Origin of the sequence: Chitinophaga sp. YIM B06452 (genome assembly GCF_039655965.1) — a bacterium.
In the GTDB taxonomy this organism is placed as follows: Bacteria; Bacteroidota; Bacteroidia; order Chitinophagales; family Chitinophagaceae; genus Chitinophaga.
In genome coordinates this window covers 473,509-492,232 of record NZ_JAWLKY010000003.1, presented here as the reverse complement: position 1 = coordinate 492,232, position 18,724 = coordinate 473,509, and the positions used below count along the sequence as shown (strand labels likewise).

Sequence of the window (18,724 nt, the reverse complement as noted above, 5' to 3'; positions counted from 1 at the left end):
AGAATTATATGAATACTCACATAAAAGTTTTAGGCTGTTTAATGGCAATGGCTTCGCTGCTATCGTGCAGGAAATATGTGGAAAATGTGCCTATCCAGGGGCAACGTGTGCTGGTTTATACGCAGGACTTCCGTTTACTGATGGATAACAGGGAGCAACTGGAGAAAGCCATCGGGATCCCGCCGGTCCTTAGCTCGGATGACGTAGACCTTACCGCACAGACGCTGCAGGACAATATCATGAGCAACAATATCCGCCGGGCTGTCTATACCTGGGGGAAGCCGTTTTATGTAGACAGGAACAATGATTACGATTGGGATATACTCTATGCCGCCAACTATGTTTGCAATGTGGTGATCAATGGTGTTATGGAGAGTAAGAACGGCCTGCCGGAAGTAAAGAACGCAATTTTAGGAGAAGCATTGGTGCACAGGGCATACAACTTCTTTACGCTTGTCAACTTGTACGCAAAGCAATATGATGCGGCTTCCGCAGGCAAAGACCCGGGTATCCCCATCCTGCTCAAACCGGAGCTATTGGGAAACCTGACCAGGCGCACGGTTAAGGATACTTACGAGCAGATAATTGCCGATATCCGCCAGGCTATTCCCTTTTTACCCGGTAAACCCGTATCGAATACAAGGCCCTCGAAAGCTGCTGCTTATGCTTTGCTTTCCAAGGTCTACCTGAACATGCGGGATTTTGCCAGTGCAGCGGCTTTCGCAGACAGTTCCCTGGCTATTTCCGGTCAATTGTATGATTATAATGAAGCAATAGCCGGTAGTTCTCCCGTTTTCCCTGCGCAATACAACGACGTACAGGTACTCCTGCGGAAGGTTCCCCGGCAAACCTACAGCGCCATTCAGCTCAGCCAGCCGCTGCTGGACCTGCTGGGCACCAAAGATATACGCTATGAGCTGTTTGTAAAATCCGGAACCAGGTTCTACCCCAGTTTCACCGGCCTGGGATATTGGTCGCGGCAGAACTATGGTGATGGCCCCGCAGTCGGCCTGTCGGTAAACGAAACCTGGCTGATAAAAGCAGAGTGCCTGGCCCGGGCCGGGAAGAAAGATGAGGCAGTAACGATGTTGAACACCTTACGAAAACTCCGCTTCCGGCCCGCAGACTATGCTGACCTGGCAGCAGCAACTGCCGACGCTGCATTGCAGCTGGTAGTGGATGAAAGGAGAAGAGAGTTCTTCGGAACAGGATTGCGCTGGTTTGATCAACGCAGGCTTAATAAAGATGCACTTTTTGCCAAACCGGTGACCAGGGTTTTCAATAATGTCACTTACACACTTGAGCCTGACGGCAATGGATATGTTTTCCCGCTGGCCAGTATCCTTATCACACAGAATCCTGAAATAACACAAAATCCCTGATACTTACCGGGAACGGCAGTGCTGCTTAAATAGGCTGCCGTTCCATATTATCTTTTACTGTCCGGCCGGGATCCGGGCTGGTGATTTTTTATGCCATAGATGAAAACGGAAATAATATAACAAGAGATGGAAAACAACATTGTAAGGATTGAAGGGTTATCCCATAAGTACGCTACGAAGTGGGCTATCCGTGATATCAACATGGTTATCGGGAAAACAGGCATTGTAGGGTTGCTGGGCTCCAATGGCGCAGGGAAATCCACCACGATGAACATACTCTGCGGAGCCTTAAAGCAAACGGAAGGGAATGTTTATATCAACGGGCTGAATATGAAGGAAGATCCGGCGCGCGCTAAAAAAGAGATCGGTTTTCTTCCGCAAACTCCGCCGCTGTATATGGACCTTACTGTAGACGAATACCTGTACTACTGCGCCGGCCTCCGGCTGATACCGCGCAGCAGGATGAAATCCGCCGTTGATGAGGTAAAGGAACAATGTGGCATTGCCCATTTCAGCAAGCGTTTGATCTCCAATCTTTCAGGCGGCTACCGCCAGCGTGTGGGTATTGCACAGGCTATCGTGCATCGTCCAAAGCTGGTCGTGCTGGACGAACCTACCAATGGGCTTGATCCCAACCAGATCGTCCAGGTGAGGGCGCTCATCAAAGAGATCGCGCAGGAGCGGGCGGTTATTTTTTCTTCGCACGTGTTAACCGAGGTACAGCTATTATGCAAAGAGATCAAGATGATTGAAAACGGCAGCATCGTTTTTTCCGATACGATCGATGCATTCAATAATTATGTAGAGCCGCACAGTTTGGTGCTCCGCCTGGAAAACCCGCCTGCCGCGTCCGTGCTGGAGCAGATCGAAGGCATCAGCAAAGCGGAATTCCTTACTGAACGCCAGGTACGGCTGTTCTTCAATGGAGACCAGGAAGTAACGGAAAGGATCGTAGCGGCCAGCGTACAGCATGGCTGGAAACTGCGGGAACTGAACCTGGATAAGAGCGCGCTCGACGAAATATTCAAACAATTGTCCAACCAATCATAACGACCAGCAATAAATGAAAACAATAATCAGAGTTGCAAAGACCGAATTACGCACCTTGTTCTTTTCCCCGATCGCCTGGTTCCTGATCATCATATTCCTGGTGCAATGCGCAATCGTTTACATCAGCGCCCTGGACATGTTGGCAAGGGAGCAGGAAAACAGCGGGAAAATTTTGATGAGCGTCACATCGTTTTTGTTCATTGGCAGGACCGGCTTGTTCGGTTCGGTAATGCAGAACCTCTATCTCTATATGCCATTGCTTACGATGGGACTGATCAGCCGGGAAACGAGCAGCGGTACGATAAAACTTCTTCACTCTTCCCCGATAGAGATCAGGGAGATCGTTTTGGGGAAATTTTTGTCCATGATGATCTATAGCTTTTTGCTGGTGTTGGTCATAGGGGGCTTTGTATTATCCGGCTATTTCCATGTCGTATCTGCTGATATGGGCATGCTGTTCAGCGGCATGCTGGGATTTTTCCTTTTACTATGCGCTTATTCAGCTATCGGGATCTTTATGTCCAGCCTTACCAACTACCAGATCGTAGCGGCCATCTGCACATTTGTTATGTTCGGCGTGCTTAGCAAGATCGGCGACTTATGGCAGGATATAGCCTTCGTCCGCAACCTTACTTATTTCTTATCTATCTCCGGGCGGACAGGCAGTATGCTGGGCGGCCTCATCACAAGCAAAGATGTGATCTATTTTGCGGCTATTGTATTCATGTTCCTGGGCTTCACCATCTACAGGATGATGGCTGCTATGGAATCTGTTCCTTTCGTGGTAAGAACAGGCCGGTATCTTCTGGTGTTTGTATGTACGCTGGCCATCGGTTATATCAGCTCCATCCCTTCACTGATCGGTTATTATGATGCTACCGCCGATCAATCAAGGACGCTGGCCGTAAGCGCCCAGAAGATCTTAAAGGAAATGGATGAGCCGCTGGAAGTAACCGCTTATAACAACCTGATGAGCGGGCTATTTTCACTTGGCGAGCCCAAATCATACAATACCAATATCCAAAGATGGGAACCCTACCTGCGTTTTAAGCACAACATAACGCTGAATACCGTTCAATACTACGATACTTCATACGAGAACGCGAATTTTGCCCGGTATATGGGCAACAAAACACTGGAGGAATATGCAAAGCAGATAGCGGACAACAGGGATGTTTCTTTTCAGGTATTCAAAAAGCCGGAAGAAATACGTAAAATCATCGATCTCAAGCCGGAGCTTAACAGGTATGTGATGCAATTGAAGTATAAAGGAAGGACCACCTTCCTCCGGGTATTTGATGACAACAAGCGCTGGCCCAGTGAAACAGAAGTATCAGCCGCTCTAAAAAGACTCCAGGGCGCCCGTATGCCAAAGATCATTTTCCTGATGGGGAACCTTGAAAGAGATATCAATAAGATCGGCGACCGGGATTACAGGGCGCTTACCAATCTGAAAACTTTCCGCAACTCCCTCATCAACCAGGGATTTGATGTGGATACCCTCGCATTGAATGCCCAGGATATTCCCAAAGATATTACAGCACTCGTGCTGGCTGACCCCAGGGTAAAGCTGTCCGGGCACGAAATGGATAAACTCGGGCAATATATCGATGAAGGTGGCAATATACTCATTGCAGGAGAGCCGGGCAAACAGGATATGCTGAATCCCCTGCTTTCAAAATTAGGCGTCCAGTTGAGGAAAGGCATCCTGGTCCAGACCAGCAAAGAGTTACAGCAGGAACTGGTAACATCCTACCTGACGCCGGAATGCGCAACATTCTTTCCTCCTTTGGCGCATGCCCATCATGACAGCGCCAGGGTGTCCATGCCTAATGCCAGCGCGTTTTCCTATGCAGATACCGGCTCATTCAGGATCTTCCCCTTGCTGATGACCGATCCGGCAGTTAGCTGGCTGAAAAAGGGCGAGCTGGTAAGAGATTCCGCAGAAGTGGTGTTCAATGCCGCAGACGGCGATGAGCGCGCATCTTTTCCCACCGCGCTGGGCCTCTCCAGGAAAATCAATCAGAAGGAACAACGTATTGTAGTACTGGGCGATGCGGACTTTATGAGTAATGCGGAACTGAACCGCTTCAATTTACGGAGCGTCAATTTTATGTTTTCCACCGGTCTTTTCAGTTGGTTGAATGACGGCGAATTCCCGATCGACAGCAGCAGGCCGCCACCGAAAGACATAAACGTGACGGTGACAAAAGAACGCGTGAAACTGTTAAGGATCATCTACATATGGGTGCTGCCGGGTTTGTTGCTCGCAGCCGCGGTTATTGTCCTGTTGAGGCGGAAAAGAAAATAAGCTATGCATTTCAATACAGACAAACAAACAACAGACGATCTCAATATATTCGGAAAGCCCGGGGTGGATTCTGTTTTTACAATTTACGATCATACGGCCACAAGAGGGGGCAGCGCTATGCTGGAAGAAATGTTCCGGTACCCGCTGGCAGATGCGGATGCCATCAATGACCGTATCCGGTCCATACAACACTTTGGTGCTTCAGCAACAGAGTTCCCCTTTAACTGTTCCTGGTTCAGCGGCGCTGAATTGTACCTGTCGCTGGAAGATGAGCGCACACGCCTCTCTCACGAAAAGGAAACATTGGGGGACAAGGTTCGTTCTCTTATTGCCAAAGACCATGACTACCAGGTGATCAGCAATGGCGTAGTTGCCATGCTGGACATCCTGTTTGCCCTGAAAAAATTCCTGTGGCAGGACCCAGCCGGGATAGGCGTATTAACAGAACTGCGAAGGCTGCTCGAAAACGAAGACCTCTTGCCTGTTATGCAGGAAGATGCGCCAAAAAAAATGACCCATGCCGCAGCCGTCCGCTATGATGATCTGCTGCGTTTTCGTTGCAGGAAAACATTGGGGCTTATCATGCGCAACATTTATACCCTGGATGTTTATATTTCAGTTGCGAAAACGGCCCGGCGCCACCAGTTCGCTTTTCCCAAGGTGCTTGACAAGGGGTTGCATACCGTGCACCTGGAAAATGTATACCATCCATTGGTAAAAAATGCAGTTCCGAACACATTGCACATTACACCTGAAAGTAATATCATTTTCCTTACAGGCGCAAATATGGCGGGAAAATCAACTTTTATGAAATCTCTCGGCATTGCAATGTATGTTGCGCACATTGGCTTTCCTGTCGCTGCCGGGAAAATGGAATTCTCCGTAAGGGACGGTATATACACGACGATCAACCTTTCCGATAATTTATCTTCCGGCAGCAGCCACTTTTACGCGGAAGTATTGCGCATAAAAAAGGTGGCGCAGGAATTGGGCCAATCCAGGAACCTCTTTATCATTTTCGACGAGCTGTTCCGCGGAACCAATGTTAAAGATGCCTGCGATGCCACCATTGCAGTCACCAGCGCATTTTCTTCCAGGAAAAACTGCATGTTTATCGTATCTACCCATATCATAGAAGCAGGAGAGGTTTTGAAGGAAAAGCATCCCAACATCTATTTCACCTATATGCCCACAACCATGCGGGGAAATAAACCGGTATACTCCTACCGGCTGACACCGGGAATTACGGAAGACAGGCATGGCATGATAATTATCAATAACGAAGGTATTCTGGATATCATCCGCAATGGCCGGCACAAAACCGAAGGAGCATGAGTTTCTTAGCAGATAAGCAGACACTGGAAGACCTGAGCCTGTTCGGCAGGTATAAAGGCAATTCCGTTTACAAACTGTTTGACCGTACGCTAACCAGCGGGGGCAGGCAATTATTAGAGAAGATGTTCCGGGAGCCACTAACGGATGTGGAAGCTATTCAAAACAGGGTAACCGCATTTAAGTATTTCAGCCATCATCCTGCCGTTTTGCCATTTTCCGCGGAAGATTTTGCGGAGACGGAACAATACCTTTTTGCCGGCAGTGAAAGTCTCCTGGATACCACATGGAGAGTAATTTCCCTGAAGGTCCGCAGCTCAGTAACCGGCACGGAAGAATACAAGACGCTGGAATCAGGTTGCATTAAAACCATCGGTGTTCTTAAGGTTATCCGTCATTTTATTTGCCAGCAGCAAAAAAATACAAACCATCCATACGCAGATCAATTGGCCGCCATTCAACAAACCTTTACAGATAAGCGCATGAAATGGCTGGATAATCACCCGGCAGATGGGAAGCCCACTTTGTGGCAACTGATCGGTTTCGATCATTGCCTGCGTTCGCAAATGAAACATGAAATAAAAACCTTGCTGCAGTTCATCTTCCGGCTGGATGCCGGCATTTCGGTAGGCAGGGTAGCCGCTGAGCGGGGATATACCTATGCCAGGGTTTTGCCGGCAGAGAGGAATGTTCTCCGTATTGAAGGATTATACCACCCGCTGCTTGAAAAGCCGGTTTCCAACCCTGCTTTCTTTGATGGGGACAGTAATGTGGTGTTTCTGACCGGGGCTAACATGGCAGGAAAATCCACCTACATGAAGGCAACAGGCATAGCCGTATATCTTGCACATGCCGGCTTGCCTGTTGCTGCGGCGGAAATGGAGTTTTCAATTAAGGATGGGATCTTTTCATCTATCAATGTTCCTGACGATCTTGAGCACGGGTATAGCCATTTTTATGCGGAAGTGCGCCGGGTGAAGAAAGTGGCGGAAACCGTCAGCACTCCCAAAAACCTGGTGGTGCTGTTTGATGAATTGTTTAAAGGTACAAACGTAAAAGATGCTTATGAGGCAACCTTGTCCATAACAGAAGCATTTTCCGCTCACAGGAATTGCTTTTTCCTGGTCTCAACACATATCATTGAGGTAGGAGAAGCGCTAAAGGAACGCTGCGGGCATATCCGTTATGATTACCTGCCTACCATTATCAAAGAAGGCAGGCCGGCATACACCTACCAGTTAAAAGAGGGAATTACCGCCGACCGCCAGGGAATGATGATCATTGAAAACGAAAAAATAGTTGAGCTGATCCGGCAGAATTGTGAAGTGCCCCCAAAAAGTTAGACACTTTCCGGGGACACTTCAATGCCGGGGGCGGCCTTCCCTGTTGATACCGGGAAAAAACCGGTTCGCAGGTGACCAACCCGGTTGATCCTTTAAATGGGCCTGTTGGTGTATCAAATTTTCAAGCCGGCCGGTTGCGTAATAAGTTTGCATCATCAAAATTACCTGTATGCGAACACTTTTTACGACCCTTCTTTCCGCCACTATGCTTATGACCGCTGCAACCGGCAGCGCACAGCGAAAAGACACGATCCCCGCTCCTTCCGCCAAAAGAGACAGCATCCCGGCCCCTTCCGTGAAGCAGTTAAAAGAGGTGAACGTTACCAGCAGCGCCCCGCCCATCACTATGCAGGGCGGCACGATGGTGGTGAACGTTTCCAAATCCGCCACCGCGGCTGGTTCCAATGCCTGGGAGATCGTTTCCAAATCGCCCGGAGTAACCGCGGACAATAACAATACCCTCCAGCTGAACGGCAGGAACGTATCCGTTTACATAGACGGGCGGCCGAGCCGCCTCAGCGGGGACGACCTGAAGAACCTGCTGAACAGCACGCCCGGCAGCAACATCGAAAAGCTGGAGCTGATGAGCAACCCTTCCGCCAAATACGACGCGCAGGACGGGGCCATCATCAACATTAAAATGCTGAAAAGCAAGGACATGGGCACCAACGGCTCCGTGACCGTGGGCGGCGGCTTTGGCCGTTATCCCCGCAGCAACACCGGCTTCACCCTCAACCACCGCACCAAAAAAGCAACCCTGTATGGCGGCTACGATTACATCTACGCCAAACAGTTCGTGCATACTACCGCCGAACGCTTCTTCCCCGGCAATTATACCCTCGAAGACAGCGATTACAACCGCGAAGAGCGCAACAGCCACAACCTGAAGGCAGGCGCGGATTTCGACCTGTCCAAATCCACCACCGCGGGCTTTCTCGTGAAAAGCATGTTCAACAACCGCCACCGCGCCAACGACAACCAGACCACCCTGCCGGATTCCATTTTCCGCCAGACCGCCACCGGCCGGCAGACCCTTGTGAATCCCAGCGTGAACGTATATTTCAAGACCGGCAGCGAAAAACATAAGAACGAACTGAGCATCAATGCCGACTATTTCAATCACAGCAAGGACTGGAACGACGATTTTAATGGCCACTACTTCACCGTCAAAGAAGTGCCTTCCGGCGATCCTACCTACATCCGCAACAATACCGAGTCCCGCATCAACCTGTACTCTTTAAGCGCAGACTATACCCAGCAGCTGAAGTTCGCCAAGCTGGAGGCCGGCCTCAAAACCACCTTCACCGAAACGGACAACGATACCCGCTGGGAAAACCAGTTCAACGGCCAGTGGGAAAACGACGGCGGCAAGACCAATCACTTCATTTACAAAGAAAACGTGAACGCCGCGTACGCAGGGCTTACCAAGACCATCAAGAAATACACCATCCAGGCCATGCTGCGCGCCGAGCATACACATGCCACCGGCAACAGCCTGACCATGGACCAGAAATTCGAGCGCGACTACGTGCAGCTGTTCCCCAGCGCCAGCGTGAGCTACATGAAAAGCGCCAGGGACCAGTTCAGCTTCAGCTACCGCAGGAGCATCACCCGCTTCGGCTTCGATATCGTGAACCCCTTTGTAACTTACCAGAACGCGTACAGCTACCGCCAGGGCAACCCAAACATCAAGCCCGTGCTGTCGCAGACCATCCAGGGCACCTGGAGTCACAACTACTCCCTGTTCACCACACTGGGCTTCAACATCGTGAAAGACAACCTCAGCATGATCTTCAACCAGGACCCGGACACCAAGGTGCAGATCACCAGCTTCGACAACCAGACAGACTTCAACGTGGCCTACCTGAACCTGGTATGGGTAAAGCCCATCACCCCCAAGATCCGCACCACCTGGACCGTTACCGGCCTCTGGCTGGACATCAGCACCAATATGAACGGCATCGCCTACCAAAAGAGCAGTGTGACCGGCATGGTGAACATGCAGAACACCTTCACCCTGCCCAAAGGCTTCACCGCAGAGCTGAACGGCAACTTCCGCGGGCCTTTCATGGCAGGCTACGCCGTGATGAAACCCGCAGGCGGGCTGGACTTCGGGGTGACCAAGAACGTGCTGAAGAACAAAGGCTCGCTCAAGCTTGGCATCGTGGACATTTTCAACACCCAGCCGATGCGCTTTGAAGTGAAATACGCCAACGTGCACAACCTTGCAAAAATGAACAACGACACCCGCGTGGTGAACCTGACCTTTAACTATAAGTTCGGCAGCAACACTGTGAAAGCGGCCAAAACCCGCAAGAACGCCATCGAAAGCGAAGCGGGAAGGACCAACGCACAGCAGGGCTTGTAACAGCGATCTCCTGGAAGCTTCCTTTTAACCAGCAACGCCCCGTCATTGCGAGGAGCAGCAGAGCCCAAGCGGGAGGGCGACGAAGCAATCTCTCTCATTGAATTGGAATACTCCAGGCCAGGGAGGAGATTGCTTCGTCGCGCTTCCGGTTGCACAGTACCCCCTGCTGCTCCTCGCAATGACGGTCTTTCGGGGCAATGAAGGGATTTTCCCATATCGGGAGAATCAAGCGGGAAATCATTATTTGTTATATTTGAATAAACACAGCAAAAACCACCATGTTACTGGAACAAACAGCCAAATTCTTCAAAACGGAATGGAAACGGATACTGATACTGGCACTTATCGCAACGGTATTTTTCCTGTTCTTCTACGGTTTTATCTACACGCTCGACCCGCAGGCCACCACCCGGGCGTACGAAAAATACGGCGGGTTCATACTTTCCACACTGAAGTCCATCGCCGAGTTTACAATTACCTATTACGTCCTCATATTCGTGGCCTGGCTACCTTACCTGCGCGACAGGAAGCTGGGGAGGTTCTTCTTCTTGATCCTGCTGCTGTTTGCCGCCAAGCTGCTGTACACATTCCTGTTCGAGTACAGCAAAACCGATTTTAACGCCAGCAACAACCCGCAGTCCATGCGGGACTTCATGGTCAGGAATAAATTCCTGTTCTATAGCTTCATTACTGTTTTCTCCTACCTGTTCCACCTCTTCGTCGGCTTCGTAGTAGCCATCTTCATAGACAACAATCACCGCAACAAACGGGAAGACGAGCTGCAGAAGCAAAAAATGGACGCCGAGCTGAGCGCCATCAAATACCAGATCAACCCGCATTTCCTGTTCAACTCCTTAAGTTTTATTTACAGCAAAACAGTGCCGCTGAGCGAAGAAGTAAGCAACGCCGTGCTCCTGCTGTCAGACATCATGCGGTATGCCCTGGGGAAAGAAGAGGACGCGGAAGGGAAAGTGGCGCTGTTCAAGGAAATAACGCATATGAAGAACGTGATAGCGATCAACCAGATGCGGTTCAACAACAAGCTCAGCATTCAATACAGCGAACAGGTAGACAATCCTAACGCGCGCATCACCCCGCTGATTCTCATTACCCTGGTGGAAAACGCCTTCAAACACGGCGACCTGCTGGACCCCGCCAACCCGCTGGTGGTCAGAACAGAATCCGACCAGCAGCTCATCCGTTTTTACATCAGCAACAAAAAGAAAGCCGGTCCCAAAGAGCTGAGCACCGGCATCGGGCTGAACAATGTAAAGCAGCGCCTCCAGCTGATGTACGCCAATAAGCATACCTTTACCACTACTGAAAACGAACATTTTTACACCTCCGAACTCATCATAAACCTGTAGTATATGATCAACTGTATTGTGATAGACGACGAACAGCACGCCATCGACCTGCTGGCGCATCACATCAAACAAACGCCCTTCCTCAACCTGCTCTACTCCACCACCGACCCGCTGGAGGGGCTGCAGTTGCTGCACCAGCACAAAATAGACCTCATTTTCCTGGACGTGCAAATGCCGTCTATGACCGGCATCGATTTCATAAAGGCCATCAACGGAAAGTGTAAAGTGATACTTACCACCGCCTACAGCGAATACGCCATGGAAGGGTTTGAGAACGAAGTGGTGGATTACCTGCTGAAGCCCATCTCCTTCGCCCGGTTCATCAAAGGCGCACAGCGCGCCCTTTCACTCATAACACCCGTTACGCCCGGCGTGAAGGAAGAGAACGATTTTATTTTTGTGAAAACCGAGCAGAAAGGCAAGCTGATCAAGATCAACATCAAAGACATCCTGTTCATAGAAGGGCTGAAGAACTATGTGAAGATACATACCCGGCTGGGCGAGAAGATCATAGCGCTGCTGAATATGAAGGACCTTGAAGAACGCCTGCCGGCAAGCGATTTCGCACGCACGCACAAATCGTTCCTGCTGGCCACCGGTTTCATCAGGATGATTGAAGGCAACCTCGTGTACCTGGAGCATACGGAAGAAGCCGTGCCCGTGGGGGATACCTACCGGGAAGGGTTCATGAACCAGATGAAGGAAAAGATCATGACGAACAAGAAATAAAAAAAGGCCCCGGAGCGATACCGGGGCCCTTTTTTTCATCTACAGTAATCAAATCAATTGCTATGCTTAATTATTGATTGAGCAGTTGCACTTTCCAGACGATCTCCCACTTCCCCGGCCTGAAGATCTGGAAGAAGACGGCCGCGAACATATCGTGCCGCGCGTCTTTCCCGAAGGATGAGCCGGGCACCCACCACTCAAACTCCCGGGGATTGCTGCCTGCGTTGAAAGGATACGCACAGTCGTACTCCAGGCGGTCGCTGAACTTGCGGTAGGCAAACACGAAGTCTTCCAGGCGTTTGCCTTTCTGTTTGCTGCCTTCGGGGAATTTGCTGGGATCCATGATATTGCCGTTCTGGTCTTTGAACTTCCAGGTCATCATACTGCCGGGCCCCATGTATTTGAAGCTCTCGATCTGGATGTTCACGGAATCGAAATAAGGCGCGCAGTTGTCCCAATCATAATCCGCGCACACGATCCAGGCGTAGTCATTGCGGTATTCGAAGTCCTTGCCTTTTACCACGTTCACTTCCACCGCGTCTTTGATAATGCGGGAACCCGCGCCGTTGGTCACTTTCACGTCTATCATATACACGTTCGCCGCCATGTCGTAGCTTTCTTTCCTGAATTTCAGGCGGCCGTCGGATTTATTGATCTCGAACACCGGGCGTTTTACGATCTGTTTTTTGGCTTCCAGCTCCTCCAGTGTTTTTTCCTGGCCGGTGAATTCCTCTTTCCATTCCACGGCATCTACTTCCTGGAGCATTTCAGGAGCAGGTTTGCCGTCTTTGGTATGGATGTCTACCAGTTCCACCGTAATAGGGCCGGTGGTACGGTCGAGGATAAGGTCGCCTTTCATGATATCGCGGCCTGTTTCCAGGGTGATGATCTTGTCTTTGTAACGAATGGTTTCAGCGATGTAGCCGTCCTGTAGGTCCACCTTACGGCACCCGTACAGGATACCGCCCAGCAATGCCAGGCCCAGGGCTGCTTTTACCATTATATTCTTATGAGTCATGATGCAAAGTTTTAAGTACCGTTCAGATAATCGGGTCTATTTGTAAGGGAAATTGAAGGTATGGGAGCCGTTCAGCACCTGGATGTTGCCGTTGGTAGCCTGCAGATCGCTGGTGATCACGTTCCCGCTGTTCACCCAGGGATTGTAGTACTTCGGGCCGGGCTCCTGTGTTTCAGGCCAGGTGTTGGCCGCGTCGAACCTTCTGGAGCGGGCGTATGCATAACCGTTCGGGTACCAGATGCGGATGAATTTCGGGCCGGCTTCTTTCACGCCGTTGTAATCCTGCCGCGCAGGGGCGTCTACCAGCATGGAGTCGCCTGCCAGGTTCGTAACGTAGTCACCGCCGCCGCCGGGTACGTTGAAGAATGATACTTCATCTCTCCATATCTTTTTGTTGGGGATGATGTATTTCATCATCGCGGCCTTCAGCTCAGCAACAGGCACGTCTTCCAGCTTCGTGCCGCCTCTTTTCTTCAGGTAGTTGACGATGCAGAGGTCCTTGGGCGCGAAAAAAGTGATATTGTTCTTCTTCACTTCTTCCGCCAGCCCGGTCTTATCCAGTATCTGCACGATGGTATCAAATTCGAAGGGGCGGGATTGCAGGAAGGAATAGATATCCGTATCCAGCTTGCCGGTGTGGGTACCGCCGTCTTTAAAGTGTTCTTTTTTACAGGATGCTGCCGCTGCGATCAATGCCGCGCCAACCAGGAAATATTTCAGTCTGAATCTTTTCATCACAAATAATTTTAAAGATTAATAACGTTGCCAGTAACGTAACTGCTCCATGTTGGGATTGTCGGTAAAGGCTCGTTGTGATACGGGCCAGGTCCATGCTCCTTCGTCAAAGTCCGTCTGGGTCATATCGGGCCTGGTGGGAATTTTGTTATAATCCGGATCGGTGATGAACCCGGTTCTTACGAGGTCATAGAAATAATGGCCTTCGCCCAGCAACTCGCGGCTGCGTTCCCTGAATATTTCGAGGTAAAGGTCTGCATCTGCGCCGGTCCAGTTGTCCAGCCACACCCTTTGGCGGATGGTGTTCAGGTCTGCCCTGGCGGCGGTATAGTTCTGCTGGCGGGCGTAGCATTCGGCGCGCAGCAGGATGATGTCTGCCATGCGGAAGATCACGATGTTGGCATCGAACAGGTTAGCCACGGGGTCTACGGCGTAGCCGTATTTGGCGAACACATAGGTTTGCCCTACGGTAGCTGATACCGGGCTGGCCAGCAGTGTAAGGAAACGTTCGTCTTTCGTGCTGTCAGGATAGATCATTTTCGGATCGGAGATGCGGGTAATGGCGCGGTTGCCATTGGCCGGGTCTACTTTCATATAGGCGGGCGACCAGTAGGGCTGCGACCTGGTGGAGTACACGCCGCCGAAGAGCGTCATGTTTGCCAGGGAGCCATTCCTGCCGTATTCGCCGGTAGCCGCGTCGAAGTCGATCTCGAAAATGCCTTCTACGGTGCGGCCTTTCCAGATAGTGCGGTACAGCGGGTTCACAATGCTGCCGCCGGGTGCGGGCTTGGTGTCTTTTATGAGCTTGTACACGCCGCCGTCTATCACTTTGGTGGCCCAGGTAATGGCTTCAGCGTCTTTATGCCGCCAGGCAAGGCTGTGCGCGAGGGTTGCGTATGCGGTGCCTTTCGTGGCGCGGAATGCGTTGCGGCCTGTTTCAGGGTACTGCAGCGGGAGATTTGCCTCAGCTGCTTTCAGCTCTGCATCCACGAAATCGAGCACGGCGTTCATATCGGTACGGCCCAGCTTGTCCGTGGTCTTGGATTTGGTGACTAAAGGCACATTGCCCCATACGCGCACGATGTAGAAATAAGTAAAGGCGCGGATAAAGCGGGCTTCAGCCACATACAGGTCGCGGTTGTACCTGATGAACTGGTTGTCCGGCACACGGTGCGCGTTTTCCAGCACGATATTGCATTGTTCGATCACCTGGTAAAAAGCCGCCCAGTTGAACAGTATGTCTTCCCACTGGCGGGTGCCGCCCAGTACGGAGCGCAAGCGATTCACTTTGATATCGTTATCGATATTGGCACGGATGGGGTCCTGCCCTACGGCCATGAAGTTGGACGCGCGGCGGTCGCCATACATATAAAAACGCGGGTGGTAACCGTTGTCGTCGTTGTTGTTCTTCGGGCTTTCAGACAGGGTTTTGCGCAGCAGCGCATAAGCCCCGGCCACAGCGCCGTCGAGGTCCCTTTCTGCGGACCAGAAAGTGGCGTCGGGTATCTGGTCGATCGGGTTGATCTCCAGCTGCTTGTTGCACGACAGCACGGAGAAGCCCACCAGGCAAAGCATCACATAATATATTCCTCTTTTCATACTCTTACTTTTAAAACTGATTAGAAGGTAACATTCAGGCCCAGTGTCATTTTGCGGCTCAGCGGGTAGTTCCTGCCACGGTCGTAGCCGGAGGGGAACTCGATCGCTTCAGGATCGCGGCCTGAGTATTTGGTAAGGATGAACACGTTCTCCGTGTTGCCATATGCCATTACGCGCTCGATGCCGAAGCGTTTGAGGAACTTGCTGGGTAGGTTGTAGCTCAGCATCACGTTCTTCAGGCGCAGGAAAGAAGCGTCTTCCACGAATGCGCTCTTATAGTCGTAAATGTTCCAGAACGTTTGTATGGAACCGGTCCAGTAATCCAGCGTGGGGAAACGCGCGTCTTTGCCGCCGCGGTCGCCGGGGGCGAAACCATAGATATCAAATTCGCTCATGGGAGGAATGCCGCCCCAGTCCAGCGAGTTGCCGTTGAAGTAATCGAAGGTGGTGTAGTTCGGGTTGTAGCCGCCCACTACCTTGGTAGAGTTCCAGTAACGTTGTAAAGCGGAGTTCACCACTTTCACACCCCAGCGGAAGTTGAACATCAGGTCCAGCGTAAAACCTTTCCAGGAAACGGTATTCACCCAGCCGCCTTCTATCTTCGGGGTAGGATCGCCCACCCAGGTGCGGTCGTTCACTTCGCGGGCGCCGTCGCCGTTCAGGTCATTGATCTTGTAATCGCCGTTCAGGTCCAGGAAGCGGGGCGCGCCTTCGCGGTAAGGGAGATACCCGTAATCGAAGTACAGTTTTTTACCGGTGAAGGGATCAACCGGCACTTCGCTGTTGCTCTGCCATACGCCGTCGTTTACCATGAACACGAAGCCATAGGGGGCAGAGCCCACTTTCACCATGGTCACGTTGTCCAGCATAAACGGACGGTTGTTGTTGGGCAGCTTGGCCACCTGCGTGGTGTTGCGCGCCAGCATGAAGCGGGTGGTCCAGCCTACAGGACTTTTATCTTCTGTCACTTTAACCATCAGCGTCAGTTCGAACCCTTTGTTCAGCATGTCTATGCCATTGCGTTTGATGATGCTGTAGCCGGAACTGGTAGGCAGCTGCTCATCGTAAGTGCCGCCTTCGGTATAACGCTGGTAGAAATCGCCGATCAGGCTGACACGGTTCTTCAGCGCGCTCAGCTCGATACCAAGGTTCGTCTGGTCTGAATATTCCCATTGCAGGTCGAGGTTCTGCATCTGGTTAAAATTCTGCACGGCTACTTTCGTACCGCCATAGCTGCTCACGTAAGTGTAGGAAGGTTCATTGAAACCGCCTGCATTGGCATTCAGCGAGCTTACGCTGGCGAAGTTCTCCACGTACTGGTTAGCGGTCTTACCCCAACTGAGGCGCACTTTCGCTTCGTCCAGCCAGGGCAGGTTGTCTTTTACCCATTGCTCTTCGGCAATGCGCCATGCGGCAGACACGGTGGGGAAATAACCCCATCTTTTGTTCGGTGAAAGTTTGGAAGAACCATCCGCGCGGAGAGACGCATCTATAAGATATTTTTCGCGGAACCCGTAGTTCACCTTACCCAGCACGGAAGAAGTGGCGTTGGCGCCATAACCGGTCGTGGTACTGGTTCTGCTGGGACTGAAGCCCTGCACGATCTGTATGTTGTCTGATGAACCTCCCTTCGCATCTATCCGCGTGGCCTCGATGGTGTTCTTGTTGAACTCCTGTACGAGGAACGCGCCGAAGTTGTGGTCGTTGTTCCTGGTGTAATGGTTCCAGGACAATTGGTTGGTCCAGGTATACGCATTGCTGAGCGCATTGTACTGCCCCGCGTCGGAAGAGTTGTTGTTGGCTACGGAAGCGAAGAAATAATCGCGCTTGTCGTTCGCATAGCTCAATGAGCCGGTGGACGTGAATATCACCTCCGGCGTGATGGCGTACATCAGCTGCAGGCTGGTGTTCACGGTATTGGTGAAGTTCTTGTCCCTGTTCAGCCGGTACGCATCCAGCATGCCGCCGCCGTAAGGGCTTTTGTCCGGGATCATATAGGTAGAGGAAGGGATGCTCCAGATGCCCTGTGAGCTGATCCCCTGGCCGTTCTTGCTGTTGCCGCGGCTGCGGTCCGTACGGCCCAGGTAGGTCTGCATCACGATGGTCGTCTTTTTGTTGGGCAGCAAACGGCCGGTGAAGTTGGCCGTGTAGCGTTTGAAGCCGGTGTTGATCACGATGCCGTCTTCACTGTAATAACCGCCGCCGATGCGGTAATTACCCATGTCGTTGCCGGCTGAAATGCTGGCGTCGTAGTTCTGTATCCTGCCGGTGCGGAAATACATGCTCTGCCAGTCGGTAGAGTTGTTGAAGAAGGGGTTGAGGGAATCCGTCATCTGGATGGGCATGCCGCTCATTCTTGCATCATACGGCGCAAATCGGTTCCAGATGTCAACTTTCGCGTCGCGCTCTGCTTTACCGCCCAGGATGGGGAACAGCGAAGGCGCGAAATTGATGCCGTTGTAAGCGCGCAGGTCGATCTTCGGTTTGCCGGTTTTGGCGGTCTTTGTTTTGATGATGATAACGCCGTTGGCGCCGCGGGAACCATATACAGCGGCGGCGGCGGCATCTTTTAACACGTCGATGGATTCAATGTCGTTCGGGTTCAGCCAGGAGATAGGACTGTTGCCCGTACCGAGGGCGTTGGCCGTGAAACCCTTGGCTGATGCGCGGTCCGCCGGCACCTGGATACCGTCCACCACAAACAGCGGATCAGAGAAAATACGGTCGTCGTTGAAGCTGGAAGCCACGCTGGCATTCCCCCTGATGAACACGGGCGCGCCAACGCCGGGCATGCCGCCGTTGTTCACTACTGACAAACCGGCCACCCTGCCCTGCAGCAGGTTCACCACGCTGGCAGCGGGAATGTTCTGGATCTCTTCAGCATCCAGGCGGGTCACGGAAGTGGTCAGCGTTTTGCGCTTCTTCAGCTCGTAACCCGTGATCACCACATCTTTCAGCTGCTGCGCGTCCGTCTGCAGCACAATGTTGTAGGTTGCCCGCCCGTCAACTTTGATGGTGGTTTTGGCATAACCCAGGAAAGTGAGTTCCAGCACCGGGTTGTTACCTTTTAATGTAAGTGTGAATTTACCGGTCACGTCAGACGCGGTTCCGTTGGATGTTCCGGCTTCCCGGACAGATACGCCTGGCAGCGCATCGCCCTTACTGTCCTTAACAGTGCCGGATACTTTTCGATCCTGTGACATGGCGGAATACACCATCCCCATGAGGATGACCAACAAAAAGAGTAGCTTTCTGGTCATAGAAATTGAATTGATAAAATATAAAACGGTGGTTGATCTAGTCCCTGTCCAATTAAAAAGAGTCGCTTATCATTACAAACTATCAAACGAAAGGTATAAACTCTAAAAATTTGTTAAAACTGCGGTATTATAATCATGATAATCCGCAGACAATTACGGGAACTTGTGCTACATGGTAAAAAAACAGCCGGCCCCGGGCACTACCTGGTAGCTATCAACTGCTTATGCAG

12 protein-coding genes are annotated in these 18,724 nt (G+C 51.4%); 8 read left to right on the top strand and 4 right to left on the bottom strand.

Annotated elements, in window-relative coordinates; genetic code table 11:
- Positions 1 to 41: 41 nt before the first annotated feature.
- The 8 genes from R3I13_RS18835 (at position 42) to R3I13_RS18800 (ending at position 11,882) form a co-directional block, all read left to right on the top strand.
- Positions 42 to 1,382, top strand: a complete 1,341-nt coding sequence (locus R3I13_RS18835; RefSeq protein WP_346319510.1) for a RagB/SusD family nutrient uptake outer membrane protein — start codon at positions 42 to 44, stop codon at positions 1,380 to 1,382.
- 126 nt (positions 1,383 to 1,508) lie between these two features.
- Positions 1,509 to 2,432 (top strand): ABC transporter ATP-binding protein, encoded by a 924-nt coding sequence (locus tag R3I13_RS18830; protein ID WP_346319509.1) that lies wholly within the window; start codon positions 1,509 to 1,511, stop codon positions 2,430 to 2,432.
- A gap of 13 nt (positions 2,433 to 2,445) precedes the next feature.
- On the top strand, positions 2,446 to 4,743 hold the full coding sequence (locus R3I13_RS18825; RefSeq protein WP_346319508.1) for a DUF4350 domain-containing protein: 2,298 nt from the start codon (positions 2,446 to 2,448) through the stop codon (positions 4,741 to 4,743).
- A 3-nt stretch (positions 4,744 to 4,746) separates the two neighbouring features.
- Positions 4,747 to 6,078 carry a DNA mismatch repair protein gene (locus tag R3I13_RS18820; RefSeq protein WP_346319507.1) on the top strand — a complete coding sequence of 444 codons (1,332 nt, stop codon included), beginning with the start codon at positions 4,747 to 4,749 and terminating at the stop codon, positions 6,076 to 6,078.
- On the top strand, positions 6,075 to 7,418 hold the full coding sequence (locus tag R3I13_RS18815; RefSeq protein ID WP_346319506.1) for a DNA mismatch repair protein: 1,344 nt from the start codon (positions 6,075 to 6,077) through the stop codon (positions 7,416 to 7,418). Before R3I13_RS18820 ends, R3I13_RS18815 begins: the two co-directional genes overlap by 4 nt.
- Before the next feature lie 169 nt (positions 7,419 to 7,587).
- Positions 7,588 to 9,786 (top strand): outer membrane beta-barrel family protein, encoded by a 2,199-nt coding sequence (locus R3I13_RS18810; RefSeq protein ID WP_346319505.1) that lies wholly within the window; start codon positions 7,588 to 7,590, stop codon positions 9,784 to 9,786.
- Between the two features lie 278 nt (positions 9,787 to 10,064).
- Positions 10,065 to 11,153, top strand: coding sequence for a histidine kinase (locus R3I13_RS18805; protein WP_346319504.1), 1,089 nt, complete (start codon positions 10,065 to 10,067; stop codon positions 11,151 to 11,153).
- A gap of 3 nt (positions 11,154 to 11,156) precedes the next feature.
- Complete coding sequence (locus R3I13_RS18800; protein WP_346319503.1) at positions 11,157 to 11,882, top strand: LytTR family DNA-binding domain-containing protein; 726 nt, start codon at positions 11,157 to 11,159, stop codon at positions 11,880 to 11,882.
- A gap of 70 nt (positions 11,883 to 11,952) precedes the next feature.
- On the opposite strand, the gene R3I13_RS18795 is transcribed toward R3I13_RS18800, so the two are convergent.
- The 4 genes from R3I13_RS18795 to R3I13_RS18780 are packed head-to-tail and all read right to left on the bottom strand — an operon-like array spanning position 11,953 to position 18,494.
- Positions 11,953 to 12,900 (bottom strand): DUF5007 domain-containing protein, encoded by a 948-nt coding sequence (locus R3I13_RS18795; protein ID WP_346319502.1) that lies wholly within the window; start codon positions 12,898 to 12,900, stop codon positions 11,953 to 11,955.
- Positions 12,901 to 12,936: 36 nt separating this feature from the next.
- Entirely contained in the window at positions 12,937 to 13,635 is a 699-nt protein-coding gene (locus R3I13_RS18790) for a hypothetical protein (protein WP_346319501.1), read from the bottom strand.
- 18 nt (positions 13,636 to 13,653) lie between these two features.
- Positions 13,654 to 15,234 (bottom strand): RagB/SusD family nutrient uptake outer membrane protein, encoded by a 1,581-nt coding sequence (locus R3I13_RS18785; protein WP_346319500.1) that lies wholly within the window; start codon positions 15,232 to 15,234, stop codon positions 13,654 to 13,656.
- A gap of 20 nt (positions 15,235 to 15,254) precedes the next feature.
- On the bottom strand, positions 15,255 to 18,494 hold the full coding sequence (locus R3I13_RS18780; protein ID WP_346319499.1) for a SusC/RagA family TonB-linked outer membrane protein: 3,240 nt from the start codon (positions 18,492 to 18,494) through the stop codon (positions 15,255 to 15,257).
- Between the last annotated feature and the right edge of the window lie 230 nt (positions 18,495 to 18,724).

Coding starts and splice junctions, on each gene's coding strand:
- R3I13_RS18830 (WP_346319509.1), top strand. CDS start 1,509: ATGGAAAACAACATTGTAAGGATTGAAGGGTTATCCCATAAGTACGCT.
- R3I13_RS18800 (WP_346319503.1), top strand. CDS start 11,157: ATGATCAACTGTATTGTGATAGACGACGAACAGCACGCCATCGACCTG.
- R3I13_RS18795 (WP_346319502.1), bottom strand. CDS start 12,900: ATGACTCATAAGAATATAATGGTAAAAGCAGCCCTGGGCCTGGCATTG.
- R3I13_RS18825 (WP_346319508.1), top strand. CDS start 2,446: ATGAAAACAATAATCAGAGTTGCAAAGACCGAATTACGCACCTTGTTC.
- R3I13_RS18835 (WP_346319510.1), top strand. CDS start 42: ATGGCAATGGCTTCGCTGCTATCGTGCAGGAAATATGTGGAAAATGTG.
- R3I13_RS18810 (WP_346319505.1), top strand. CDS start 7,588: ATGCGAACACTTTTTACGACCCTTCTTTCCGCCACTATGCTTATGACC.
- R3I13_RS18815 (WP_346319506.1), top strand. CDS start 6,075: ATGAGTTTCTTAGCAGATAAGCAGACACTGGAAGACCTGAGCCTGTTC.
- R3I13_RS18805 (WP_346319504.1), top strand. CDS start 10,065: ATGTTACTGGAACAAACAGCCAAATTCTTCAAAACGGAATGGAAACGG.
- R3I13_RS18790 (WP_346319501.1), bottom strand. CDS start 13,635: ATGAAAAGATTCAGACTGAAATATTTCCTGGTTGGCGCGGCATTGATC.
- R3I13_RS18785 (WP_346319500.1), bottom strand. CDS start 15,234: ATGAAAAGAGGAATATATTATGTGATGCTTTGCCTGGTGGGCTTCTCC.
- R3I13_RS18780 (WP_346319499.1), bottom strand. CDS start 18,494: ATGACCAGAAAGCTACTCTTTTTGTTGGTCATCCTCATGGGGATGGTG.
- R3I13_RS18820 (WP_346319507.1), top strand. CDS start 4,747: ATGCATTTCAATACAGACAAACAAACAACAGACGATCTCAATATATTC.